An 11,756-nucleotide genomic window follows, 5' to 3' on the forward strand; every position below is an offset into this window, starting at 1 on the left:
ACGCAATCAGGGGTCGGCTGCAGGGTGCATGCCGGTTTGTTGCTGATAAGTTACACCAATGCAACGAATTATGGGCCTTGCAAAATCATATATTTCAGGTTGTCTGTAATCATAGCGTAAGATTTCGACCCTGGGTGTTGCGGATCAGCAACGCGACCGGGCTCAAGATAAACATGGGGATATGATGGCAAGTCTCTGATGAAAACGGCATTTCCACCACGGGCTCGACCAATCCTGGAGCGCGCGCCCCCGTCCCCGGTCTGGGTGGCTGAGCCATGCCATCTGATCAGCAAGTGCTGATGCAGGAGGCGGTCGCCGCTCACCAGCGCGGCGACTTCACCGGTGCCGAAGCGCGCTATCGCCGGGTATTGCGCGAAAACCCGGCGCATGCCGATGCGACTCATTTCCTGGGATTGCTGGCGCATCAGACCGGTCATGATGACGCGGCGCTCGAACTGCTTGAGCGTGCCATCGAGCTCGGACCCGGGAGCCCTCTCTACCGCAACAATCTTGCGGGCGTTCTGCAAGCGCTCGGCCGGCATGCCGAAGCCGAACGCCGTTACCGGGAGGCGCTGAACCTCAAGCCGGACTATGTCGAAGCCGTAATCGGGTTGGCAAAAACCTGCGAAGCACAGGGAAGGTCGGCCGAAGCCTTGATGCTTTATGACCGCGCGTTGCAACTGGCGCCGCGCAATCTCGATGCGTGGCTGGGTCGCGGAGCAGTGTTGGCCGTGCGCGCGCAATACAAGCAGGCGCTGGACTGTTATCGGCAGGCACGCGCGCTTGCTGAGCATGACAGTCAGCAATTGCAGCGTGTGGGTCTGGCTTTCCACGGCGTGGATGCGCACGTCGAAGCGCGCGGCTGTTTTGTAGCCGCCCTGGCTTTGCAGGCGGATTCAGTCGAGGCCCACAACAGCCTGGGTATTACACTCGGTGATATGGGAGATTTACAGCCTGCGGAAGCCGAGTACCGCGAAGCCTTGCGGCTCAAGCCGGATCATGTGGGCGCTATTTACAACCTCACCAGCCTGGTCCGGTTTCTACCCACGGATCCGCTGTGGCCACCGCTCATGTCCATGGAGCAAAAACTGACGGAGCGACCGGTGGACGAACAGGTACTTCTGCATTTTGCGCTCGGCAAGATCCGTGAAGACGACCGCGACTATGACCTTGCCTTTGAACACTTCCTGAGCGGTAACCGCCTGCATCGCGCGCGCTCGAATTACGACGAGGCGCGCCAGGCGGAGTTTTATCGCGACTGCATGCGTTACTTCGATGCCGGTTTCATGGCCGCGCGCAGCGGCGTGGGAACCGCAGACTCATCGCCGATCTTCATCGTCGGCATGTCGCGCTCCGGCACCACGCTGGTGGAGCAGATTCTGGCGAGTCATCCGCAGGTGCATGGCGCCGGCGAAATGCGCCTGTTGCAACGCTGCGCCAGTCTGGAGATGGAGCCCTTGACCAACGAGGCAGAAATGCCCCGGCGGCTTGCACAACTGGAAAGCGCAGCCCTCACGCGCATCGGCGACCGCTACAACGCGGCGCTGAAGGAATTGGCGCCGGATGCGCGGCGCGTCACTGACAAGTTGCCGGGCAACATGGCTTTGGTTGGTCTGATGCACCTGGCATTTCCCCGCGCGCACATCATTCACTGCGTACGTGAACCGCTGGACACCTGTGTTTCCTGTTTCACCAAACATTTCACCACTGGACACGATTTCAGCTATGAGCTGCGCGAGTTGGGGCGTTTTTACCGGCTATACCAGGAATTGATGCGTCATTGGCAGCGGGTGCTGCCGCCGGGGCGGATGCTGGAAGTGCGCTACGAGGAGGTAGTCAATGACCTGGAACGCGAGGCGCGGCGGCTGGTGGCATTCTGCGGCCTGGATTGGAACGATGCCTGCCTGCGTTTTCACGAACACCGGCGTACGGTGCGCACCGCAAGTCTCGCGCAGGTGCGCCGGCCGATTTATGCCAGCTCCGTGGGACGCTGGCGGCACTATGAGAAATACCTGGACCCGCTCAAGCAGGCGCTCGCGGGCGATTGAATTGGATCAGCCGGACTTTCCGCAACACTCTACGACTAGGCGCTGTCGGCTTGAGCCTGCTTGTGCGTCGAGTGTGAGCTAAATATCGGCGGAAGAAGAACTCTGCGTTGCAGTCAGCGACTATAGGCCGTGGCGGCAGGAGAGCTGGAACCCGCGCCCGGTGCCACATACGGCGTGGTGCGGACGGAAGAGCTCGCGGCGGGCGGCGGACTGGCGGGCGCGGTGGCCGGGTTGGCTGGAGCGCCGAGACATTTGTATATCCCGAATGTCTGGTTGCCGTTGTTCATGGCGTCCAGTGCCGAGACCGTATCGCCGGCCTGGATGACCGCCTGATTCATGGCGAGGTTCTGCAAGTCCCGTTCCACGTCGGATGGCACGCGTTTCACCGGGCCAATCGAATCGGCAATGGAAACCTGCGTCTTGCTCAACAGGCGGCAATGCGCCACGCGATCCTGCGGCAGGACCATAATGCCTTCCTGTTTTACCTGCGGGTTCTGGGAGACCCAGGTGCAGCCTGCAACGGTCAGCAACATGCAGGTAATCAGCAGCGTGCATGTAAGTTTCACGGTGGCCTCTTGATGACGTGGCATCGGGGATGGGCGTATTTTACTGCATGCCGACAACATCGGCGGACATCAACCGGAGGGACTCGGTATGAACATAAAACGGATTGTTTGGGTGGGCAGCGTGTTGCTGGCGATCTACGCCTCACCCGCCGTGGCGTGGCAGTGCCGGCATGGAATTGTCGCGCCGGGCGATACCGCCCCGGTCGTGCTACGCAAGTGCGGCCAGCCGGATTTCGTTTACCCGGACACCAAGCGTGCGGGTGCACGCGCCGGCGACGTACGCTGGTATTACAACCCGGGGTCCGGCGGACTGTTGCGGGTGCTGCTCTTCCGCGCCGGCAAGTTGAGCGCCATTGACACCGGTGGTTATGGTTTCAAGACCGCGGCCAGACGCTGTACGCCGGCGGACCTGCGTCCGGGCATGAGTGTATACGAGCTTGTGACGCGCTGCGGCCAGCCAAAAAACAAACGGCTACTCGTCGCGCATGCGGCGGGCGGCACGCGCAATCGCGGTGTGCACGCGCCGCGCACGGAAATCTGGAGTTACGATTTCGGCGCCCAGTACCTGGTGCAGAAAGTCACGCTGGTGGACGCTCAGATAGAGAACGTGACCACCGCCTCCCGCGGCGGGCGGCATTGACGCATCACTGTGCGGTGGCGGGCACGTTGCGCTCGAAGCGCGCCGGCAGATCGTAGAAACGCAGCGCCATGGGTTGGCCGCGCGCGTCGAGATCAAAGGTCACGTACTGATCGAAGGCTTCGTTGTAGAAACGGTAGGGCATGTTCACGCGGAAGGTGTTGTGATTCCAATGCACCAGGTAGCCGTCCAGGTTCGGGTTCCCGACCTGTAGATTCAGGCGGCCATCCACCAGCGTGATCTTTACAGTGCCATCCAGATCACTGCTGTAGGTTCCCACGTAAGCCTCCAAGGGCAAGGGCGCGGGGCCGGGCACGTGCGCAGCCGCGAGCTTGGCTTGTTCGGCGTGGTCCTTGGCATCCTGCGCATGCGCCGCCTTGAGCAGCGCACCCTCCACGTCGCGTGAGGGCAGGCCCAGATAGGCATCGAAGATGTGGTAGAGCAGGGCGTTACGCGCGTCGTCATGATCCATGTTGGTAAGCACCACCACGCCCAGATGCTCGCTGGGCAGCATGCCGAGCGCCGACGCCATGCCGTCGATGTCGCCGTCGTGCATCACCAGCTTGCGGCCGTCATAGTCCTCCACCACGAACCCCAGACCGTAGTTCAGGAACTGGCTCGCGGGGCTCATGACGTGCAGCCAGGAACCGATGCCGCTGGTTACCGGGATCAGCATTTGCGACGTCTCCATCTGCGCGATGACATCCGGGCTGAGCACGCTTTTGCCGTCGTAGCTCCCGTTGTTCAGCAACATGAGCAGCCAATGGCTTATGTCGTTGACGCTGGAATTGATGCCGCCGATGGGCGCCATGGCATCCGTGTCATAGCGGCGGATCACGGAAACCTTGCCGTCTACCAGCGCGTGCGGCGCCGCAGCATCCACATCGGCATTCATGGCTTCGATCGAGGTGTCGGTGTGGTTCATGCCCAGAGGCGTGAACAGGTGCGCACGTACGTAGTCTTCCCAACTTTGGCCAGTGATGGCCGGGATGACCTGGCTCGCCACCAAGTACATCGCGTTGTTGTAGCAAAAGCGTGCGCGGAAGCCGTAGGCCGGCTTGGCGTAGCGCAGATGCTGGATGATCTGGTCGCGATTGAACCCGGTAGTGAACCACATGAAGATCGGGTCGCAATATCCGCTGCGATGCGTGAGCAGGTCACGCACCGTGATCTGGCGCGTGACCCAGGGGTCATTGAGTTCAAAGCGCGGCAAATATTGCGTGACCGGATCGTCCCAGTGCAGCTTGTCCGTGGCCACCAGCGTGCCCAGGGCCGCGGACGTGAACGCCTTGCTGTTGGAAGCGATCGTGAACAGCGTGTTGGCGTCCACTTTCCCGGGCTGGCCCAGTTCGCGCACCCCGTAACCGCGCGCCAGCACCACCTTGCCGTCCTTGACCACGGCAAGGGCCAGACCCGGCACCTGCCAGTCCTGCATGACTTTCTGCACGTAGGCGTCCAGGTCGGCAAGCGGCGCGGGCGCGGGTTGCGCTGCGGCACGCACGGCTGCGAAACACAAGGCAAAAAGCAGCAGGCTCAGCTTGCGCATGCGGGCAGCTCCGGAAAATTCGGGAATATCTACTTGAAGCTCAGCAGCTCGATATCGAACACCAGCATGCCCTTGGGGGCGCCGGGGCGATTGCGGTTGTCATACGCCAACTTGCCCGGGATCCACACGCGCACGCGCTCGCCCGCCACCATCAGCGGCAGCACCTCCTGCCAGCCCTGGATCAGCTTGTTGAGCGGGAAAGTCGCCGGCGAGCGGCTGCCGTCGACGTTGATGGTGCTGTCGAACTTGCGGCCGTCCGTGGTCCAGCCGATGTAATTCACGGTAATCACCGAATCCAGCGTAGGGTGTGTGCTGCCGGTGCCGGAACTCAACACCGCATAAGCGAGTCCGTCGGGCAGCACCGTGGCCGTGCTCGGCGGTGCAGCCACATCCGCTGGCGGCAAGTAGGGATTGGTTTGGCAACCGGCCAGCAACGACAACGCAGCGACCAGCGCACCAGCGGCGAGACGGCGGATGGGAAGCACGGAGACTCTCCCTCAAAATTTCAGCATCTTACTCCAGCGCGGACTCGGGCGTGTGTCACCGCGCGCGAACTCGCCGGCCCGGAACCCGGGCGCAATTGGCGTAGAATGCGGTCAATCCCCCCAAGGTCACGAGGGCGCACATGCCGGCCGCGAGCGCAGCTTACGCATCCCAGCAACGCTGGACGCTGGGGGACATTCCCTGGCACGCGGTGCGGCACGAGGCGGTCGCCCGGCACGAAGAACTGTTCTACCTGGTGACCAGCGCCTCGTTCATCGAAATCACCACCGATCTGTATACCCGCAACCTCATCGAGTATTTCGCCGACGATCCCGAGGTGACCGGCTGGTTGCAAAACCACTGGGAGCACGAGGAGCTGCAGCACGGGCAGGCACTCAAGCGCTATGTGCAGACTGTGTGGCCGGAGTTTGACTGGGAAAGTGCTTACCGTGATTTTTTCGAGGAATATTCATGCTGCTGCAAGGTGGATCTGCTCGAGCCCACCCGGAGCATGGAGATGGCGGCGCGTTGCGTGGTGGAAATGGGCACCGCCACGTATTACACCGCCTTGAGCCGCTTGAGTCGCGATCCGGTGCTGAGTGCGCTGACCGACCATATCCGCGAAGACGAGGTGCGTCATTACAAGCACTTCTATCATTATTTCCGCATCTACCGCGCACGCGAAGGCGCCGGTCGTGGGCGCACGCTGCGTGCGCTCTGGCATCGCCTGAGAATGATAGACGGTGAGGACGGCCTGATTGCGATGAAGCACGTGTACCGCGCTAGCCACCCGGACCAACCATTCAACAAACGTGTGTACCGGGATCTGCTGCGGCGCTGCCGGCGGACCGCTGGCCGGTATTTCCCGCACGAGATGAGCGTCAAGATGCTGATCAAGCCGCTGGAGCTGAGCCCGCGACTCCAGCACCTCGCGCTGCCGCTACTGACCGGAGTGGCGCGCCACGTAGTGATGTAGAGTCGTGCAACCGGGCTCGGCGGCCAGGGCCGACTCGCGCAGGTTTGAGTTATTTTTTCCGGCTTTTCCTGATATCGCGCCCGCCCGCGGAGGCGGATTTTGCGCGCGCGACATGGTGCGGCCGCGTGTTGCCGTAACTGCCGCGCCAGATTTTGCCGCGTGCGGATTTCTTGTCGCCCTTGCCCATGTGCTTTCCTTTTCTAAGGTTTGGAATCTGCGCAGCGTGCGCCATCGCTGCAACGGCATTATAGCGATTCGCAATGCGGCAGGGCTCGAACGTCATGCGTTATTCGTGCTGACGCACGCGCCAGTGAATTGCCGGTAGATCGGCAATTGCAGCAGACCGAGGGCCGTGCTGCTTTGAGTGCGCGGCGCGCCGCAATGCAATGACAACAGGCGCTTGCAGCCGGAGCGGGCGGCTTCTCGACGCACTGTGTTTGGCTGACCGGCTGGGGCAGTGGCTGACGGGCTTGGCAAATACTGACAAGTCTTGTCAGCCAAATGCCGACGCCGGGCAAAAAAAAGGACTTGCCATCGCAGCGTCCCGCCGCATGGCAAGTCCGCCTCCACGTCCTGTGGAGCCGCGCAGATGCCTATCCACGCATCAAGTATCGGGAAACGGGTTGCATCCTGCAGCCCGTCAATACAGGGCGCTGCCGGCCGCGGAGGTTCGGCCGGCGCGCGCCTGTCCCGCGTCTCCCCATTGATAGCCAAGCAAATCAGATGCCAAACCGGTTCCGTGGTGCCAGGTCCAGTGCCGGTATTTGGGTCCGCAGCACCGCTGTGGGATGATGACTTTGTCAGCCCCAGAATCCTTCCGCATGAACCGCACACTGTCCCCGGCACGCGAGCGCGCGCAGTTGCCCATCGGCATCTTCGACTCCGGTGTCGGCGGCCTGACGGTGTTGCGTGCAATCGCTGCGAGCCTGCCGGCCGAGCCGCTCTTGTATCTCGGCGACACCGCACGTCTGCCTTACGGCACCAAGAGCGCCGCATCGGTGACGCGCTACGCGCTGCAGGCGACCGCCCATCTGGTGGAGCGCGGCATAAAGATGCTGGTGGTGGCCTGCAACACCGCCTCGGCGGTCGCGATGCCGGCACTCGCGGCGGAATTTGCGCCGCTGCCGGTCATCGGTGTGGTTGAAGCGGGCGCCGAAGCCGCGGTGCGCGCTTCGCGCAGCGGTCACATCGCGGTGCTTGCCACCGAAAGCACGGTGCGCGGCGGCGCGTATGAGCGCGCAATCCGCGCGCGCCGCGCCGATGCATGCGTGTATTCGCAGGCCTGTTCGCTGTTCGTGGCGCTCGTTGAGGAAGGCTGGACCCGGGGACCACTGGTGGAAGCGGTGGCGCGCGAATATCTGCAGCCGCTGCTCGTTGAGAAGACACGCGACGACCTGGATTGTCTGGTGCTGGGCTGCACGCATTTCCCGCTGCTCCGGGAAACCATCCTGCAGGTTGCGGGTGCGGACGTGGCGTTGGTGGATTCCGGTGAGACCGTGGCGCAGGCGATTGCGGATACGCTGGCACATCAGCAACTGGTGCACGCCCCGGGTTCGCGCGGCGCACACAGCTTCCTGGCTACGGATGACGCAGCGCGCTTTGCGCGCGTGGGCAGCCGTTTTCTGGGCGCCAACATCGCGCTTGCCGATGTAGAGCAGGTGGATTTGTGACACCAGTGCCCACCGCCCTTGATGTACCCAGCGCGGAACGCTTCGCGCGTATCGCGCTGGCAAGCGCCGCGCGCGAATATCCCAATCACCTCCAGCACCTGTTGAACGATGATGCCGACGTGCGTGCGCCGCGCGCTCTGCATCCGGCGTTCTACGGCAGTTACGATTGGCACTCGGCCGTGCACAATCACTGGTTGCTGGTGCGCCTGCTGCGGCTGATGCCGCAGGGCGAGTTCCGCGAGCCCACGTGTGTGCTGCTGGATGCGCATCTCGACGGCGCCAGCGTTGCCGCGGAATGCCGCTATCTCGGCGCACCGCTGCGTGCGGGATTTGAGCGGCCCTATGGTCTGGCGTGGCTGCTGCAACTCGCGGGCGAATTGCACGAGTGGAACACCGCGCAGGCGCGGCACTGGCGCGCGGCATTGCGGCCGCTGGAGGAACTGGCCGTTGCGCGTTTCTCGGAGTGGCTGCCGAAACTCAGTCACGCCATTCGCAGCGGTGAGCACGCCAATACCGCGTTCGCGCTCGGCTTGCTATCCGACTATGCGCGCAGCACGCAGCATGCGGCACTCGCCACGCTGGTAAAGACCCGGAGTCGTGATTTTTATTCGGCCGACAGCAACGTGCCGCTGGCGTACGAACCGTCGGGTCACGATTTCCTGTCGCCCGCATTGGCGGAGGCCGATCTGATGCGACGCGTACTGCCGCAGACCGAGTTCGCAGGCTGGCTGGACAAATTCATGCCGCAAATTCCCGTGCGCGGAGAATCATCGTGGCTGCAGCCGGTGACGTCGCGCGATCGTGCGGACGGCAAGCTCGCACATCTCGATGGCCTGGCGCTGAGCCGCGCCTGGATGCTGGATGGCGTGCGATCGGCGCTGTCCGCAGACGACCCGCGCCGTGCAGCGCTGCGGGCGGCGGCGCATGCGCACGCGAGCGCCGGCCTTGCGGCGGTTTCCGAGGAACACTATGCGGGCAGCCATTGGTTGCCGAGCTTTGCCGTGTACCTGGCGACGCGGCGCGGAATACATGAACACGGCTGATTCGCCGCGGACCGCGCCGCGCTGGTGGAGGCGCCTGGGTTGGCGTCTGTTGACGATTGTCTGGCTGTCGCTGCTCGCAACCACGGTAGGCGTTGCGTTCCGTGGCGCGCTCAATCCGGCCACCACCGCATTCATGCAGCAGCGCTTGCTGTACCTTCAGACTCACGGTCAGCCGCGGGCGCGTATTGACTACCACTGGGTGAACTACGCGGCCATGGCGCCGGCCATGCCTCTGGCGGTGGTCGCCTCCGAGGACCAGACCTTTCCCTGGAACCACGGCTTCGATCTCGAGGCCATCGAAAAGGCGTTGCACCACAACCGCGTAAGCCGGCGCATCCGCGGCGCCAGCACCATTACCCAGCAGACTGCGAAGAACCTGTATCTGTGGTCCGGCCGCGATTATTTCCGCAAGGGGCTCGAGGCTTATTTCACCGTGCTCATTGATGTGCTGTGGCCGAAGCAGCGTGTTCTGGAGATGTATCTCAATACCGCGCAGTTCGACAGCAACGTATTCGGCGTGGGTGCGGCCGCGCAGCACCTGTTTGGCAGTTCACCGGCACAACTGACACCGCCGCAGGCGGCACTCCTGGCCGCGGCGCTGCCCGCGCCGGATCGCTCCAGCGTCACCGACCCGTCCGCCTATCTGCAGCGGCGCCAGGCGTGGATTCTGGATCAGATGCAGGAACTCGGCGCCGATTATCTGGACGGCATCGAGGCACGACCGCGGCACTGACAGTTTGTTGAAAACGCCATGCATGGCCTTTTTCAACTCGCTTCGCCGCGGTACACGCCCGCGGCTCGTTCCGAAAATCAAACACCTATGTGTTTGATTTTCACTGCGGCACATCCCTGTGGCGCTTCAGCAGGCTGTTATTCAACAACCTGCTGAACGTTCATTGCCGCTCGAGCGCTACGAGCCCACCCATCTTGCGTGCTTGAGCGCGTGCACCGGGGATCAGAGTCATCAGCACAGCCGCGAACCAGGCGCCGCGCACGCTGCGCTTGAGGCGCCGGCCTTCATCCCAGAACGAGTGAAACTTGAGCGGCGTCCAGCCGAGCGGCCGGAAGAACTCGACATGCTTTTTGGGTCCGAACTGAAACGGCAGCGGGGCGCTCGCCGCCTGTCTGGCGAAGTGGTGCTGCGCCATTTTCAGCGCGCGTGGCGACATGAGGTCAGTGAGCCAGCGCTGAAACGAAGTAGGCTGGCGCAGATCCGCGGCCAGGGTCTTGACCTGCGCTTCGCTGAGATACGCCAACAGTCCTTCGGTGACGATCAGCACACGGTTGGCGGCGGCGCCCACGCGTGCGAACAACGCGCGGCGCTGGTCCGGATCAGTCAGGTCCACGGAGTGGCGTTCCAGCCGGCAGAAGGCACGTGCGTCTTTGAGCTGCGCCGATTTGTATTCGATAATTTCCGGCAAGTCCGCTTCCACCCAGCGCAGGCGCGCCGGCAACGCCAGCCGGTGCGGCCGGGTGTCCAGGCCGCAGGCGAGATTCAACACCGTGTCGAAACCGTCCTGCTCGACACTGTCCTGGATGAGCTCGTCCAGAATCTGCGTGCGCACCACCATGGGCCAGGCGATGCGTTTGGCCTTGGGCAGGCGTTCAAGAATCTCGCGGCCGCGCTCGCCTGCAAGCTCGCGCGCAAAAGGGTCGTGGAACAGGGCATCCGGACGCTCGCTCTCCAGTGCACGGTACATCGCCACCCACAAGGCGGTGTCGGAAACGTTACGAATCAGCGGCGCGTCGCTCATATATACGGTCTGGGTTTTGAGGCGTCTCAGAATGTCGGCTGGCCACGTACTTGTAAAGCGCTTGCGGCGCTCACCCGGGCAGGTGATGATTGTCCCCCGTTGTGCCTTTACCGGAGAACCCGCATGCGCCGTCTACTTGTGTTTTTGCCCTTGTTGCTATTGGCGGCCTGTTCGGTACAGGAACAGGAGATCAGCCTCCCCGCTCAGGTATTGTCCGCGGCAGGCGTGGCGCGGCTGAACCTGGACGTGAACGTCGGCCGGGTCAGCATCACGCCCAGTACCGATGGCCAGGTGCATGTGGCGCTCAGCCTCAAACCCTCGAGCAGTTTCTTCGGCATGTTCACCAACGGTGCGAGTGTTACGGCCCTGCAGCATGCGGCCATCACGCACTCGCTCGACAATGGTGTGTTGACGTTAGGGGTGCAGTATCCGGCCCATACCGATAGCAGCGATATCAGCGAGCACTGGAGCGTGGCGCTGCCGGCGGCTGCCGCGATCACCGGGCATGTGAATGTCGGAGATTTGAATATCAGCGGAATCGCAGGCGGGGTGGACGTCAACATGAACGTCGGTAAAGTACAACTGGACGTTCCCGCCGGCCCGCTAAAAGTCAGCGCCAATGTCGGCAAAATCCAGGCAACGGCCCGCAGCCTGAATTATTCCGCTATCGCGCTTGGAGCCGGTGTTGGCGAGACCAGCATGACGGTGGAAGGCGTGAGTGCCGGCGATGTGCGCAAGACCGGCGCAGGACAGAATCTTAATTACAAACTGAACGGCGCCAGCAGCATCAACCTGCAGGTCACCACCGGTGCGGTGACGTTGGCTTTGTACTCGCACTGAACCGCGCCGCGCGCGGTCCCGGGGTCAATGGCCGAAATCGGGACGCGGCAGCGTGTGCAAGGGTGTGGGCAGGCGTGAGATATAAGCCGCGAGCGCGCGTATCTGCGCATTGTTCAGGGTTTTGGCCTGCGGCGCCATGATGATGTTCTGGCGCTGGCCGTCGCGGTACTCGGTGAGCGCCTGGATCAGGTAG

12 protein-coding genes are annotated in these 11,756 nt (G+C 62.9%); 7 read left to right on the forward strand and 5 right to left on the reverse strand.

All coding sequences use genetic code 11. The features are described 5' to 3' along the window. Positions 1-275: 275 nt before the first annotated feature. Positions 276-2,048 carry a sulfotransferase gene (locus tag VJR90_09055; protein HKV97622.1) on the forward strand — a complete coding sequence of 591 codons (1,773 nt, stop codon included), beginning with the start codon at positions 276-278 and terminating at the stop codon, positions 2,046-2,048. A 113-nt stretch (positions 2,049-2,161) separates the two neighbouring features. Here VJR90_09055 and VJR90_09060 read toward each other — a convergent pair whose 3' ends face one another. Beyond that, positions 2,162-2,614 (reverse strand): hypothetical protein, encoded by a 453-nt coding sequence (locus VJR90_09060; protein ID HKV97623.1) that lies wholly within the window; start codon positions 2,612-2,614, stop codon positions 2,162-2,164. Positions 2,615-2,702: 88 nt separating this feature from the next. Here VJR90_09060 and VJR90_09065 point away from each other — a divergent pair, with 88 nt between their 5' ends. Then, the gene (locus VJR90_09065) at positions 2,703-3,254 is read left to right on the forward strand and encodes a DUF2845 domain-containing protein (protein ID HKV97624.1); all 552 of its coding nucleotides are present in this window, start codon (positions 2,703-2,705) and stop codon (positions 3,252-3,254) included. A 4-nt stretch (positions 3,255-3,258) separates the two neighbouring features. Here the strand turns inward: VJR90_09065 and VJR90_09070 are convergent, their stop codons facing one another. Both VJR90_09070 and VJR90_09075 read right to left on the reverse strand, forming a co-directional pair. After that, positions 3,259-4,797 carry a serine hydrolase gene (locus VJR90_09070; GenBank protein ID HKV97625.1) on the reverse strand — a complete coding sequence of 513 codons (1,539 nt, stop codon included), beginning with the start codon at positions 4,795-4,797 and terminating at the stop codon, positions 3,259-3,261. Positions 4,798-4,826: 29 nt separating this feature from the next. Then, on the reverse strand, positions 4,827-5,282 hold the full coding sequence (locus tag VJR90_09075; GenBank protein ID HKV97626.1) for an FKBP-type peptidyl-prolyl cis-trans isomerase: 456 nt from the start codon (positions 5,280-5,282) through the stop codon (positions 4,827-4,829). 140 nt (positions 5,283-5,422) lie between these two features. Between VJR90_09075 and VJR90_09080 the strand changes: the two genes are divergently transcribed. After that, complete coding sequence (locus tag VJR90_09080) at positions 5,423-6,256, forward strand: ferritin-like domain-containing protein (GenBank protein HKV97627.1); 834 nt, start codon at positions 5,423-5,425, stop codon at positions 6,254-6,256. 49 nt (positions 6,257-6,305) lie between these two features. Here the strand turns inward: VJR90_09080 and VJR90_09085 are convergent, their stop codons facing one another. After that, complete coding sequence (locus tag VJR90_09085; protein HKV97628.1) at positions 6,306-6,539, reverse strand: 30S ribosomal protein THX; 234 nt, start codon at positions 6,537-6,539, stop codon at positions 6,306-6,308. Positions 6,540-7,077: 538 nt separating this feature from the next. Between VJR90_09085 and murI the strand changes: the two genes are divergently transcribed. From murI to mtgA, 3 genes are read left to right on the forward strand one after another with little or no spacing between them, the layout of a single operon-like run. Continuing rightward, a complete protein-coding gene (murI, locus tag VJR90_09090) occupies positions 7,078-7,926 on the forward strand; it encodes a glutamate racemase (GenBank protein ID HKV97629.1) in 849 nt (282 codons plus the stop codon). Beyond that, positions 7,923-8,969, forward strand: coding sequence for a DUF2891 domain-containing protein (locus VJR90_09095; protein HKV97630.1), 1,047 nt, complete (start codon positions 7,923-7,925; stop codon positions 8,967-8,969). Before murI ends, VJR90_09095 begins: the two co-directional genes overlap by 4 nt. Beyond that, positions 8,956-9,702: a monofunctional biosynthetic peptidoglycan transglycosylase gene (gene mtgA, locus VJR90_09100; protein HKV97631.1), complete on the forward strand. Its 747-nt coding sequence runs from the start codon at positions 8,956-8,958 to the stop codon at positions 9,700-9,702. The genes VJR90_09095 and mtgA overlap by 14 nt, the downstream gene beginning before the upstream one ends. Positions 9,703-9,862: 160 nt before the next feature. Here mtgA and VJR90_09105 read toward each other — a convergent pair whose 3' ends face one another. Further along, positions 9,863-10,723 (reverse strand): SAM-dependent methyltransferase, encoded by an 861-nt coding sequence (locus tag VJR90_09105; GenBank protein HKV97632.1) that lies wholly within the window; start codon positions 10,721-10,723, stop codon positions 9,863-9,865. A 123-nt stretch (positions 10,724-10,846) separates the two neighbouring features. On the opposite strand from VJR90_09105, the gene VJR90_09110 reads away from it, so the two are divergent. Beyond that, a complete protein-coding gene (locus VJR90_09110; GenBank protein HKV97633.1) occupies positions 10,847-11,563 on the forward strand; it encodes a hypothetical protein in 717 nt (238 codons plus the stop codon). Positions 11,564-11,756: the final 193 nt, after the last annotated feature.

It is taken from the genome of Gammaproteobacteria bacterium, from assembly GCA_035279405.1.
GTDB lineage: Bacteria > Pseudomonadota > Gammaproteobacteria > Natronospirales > REEB76 > REEB76.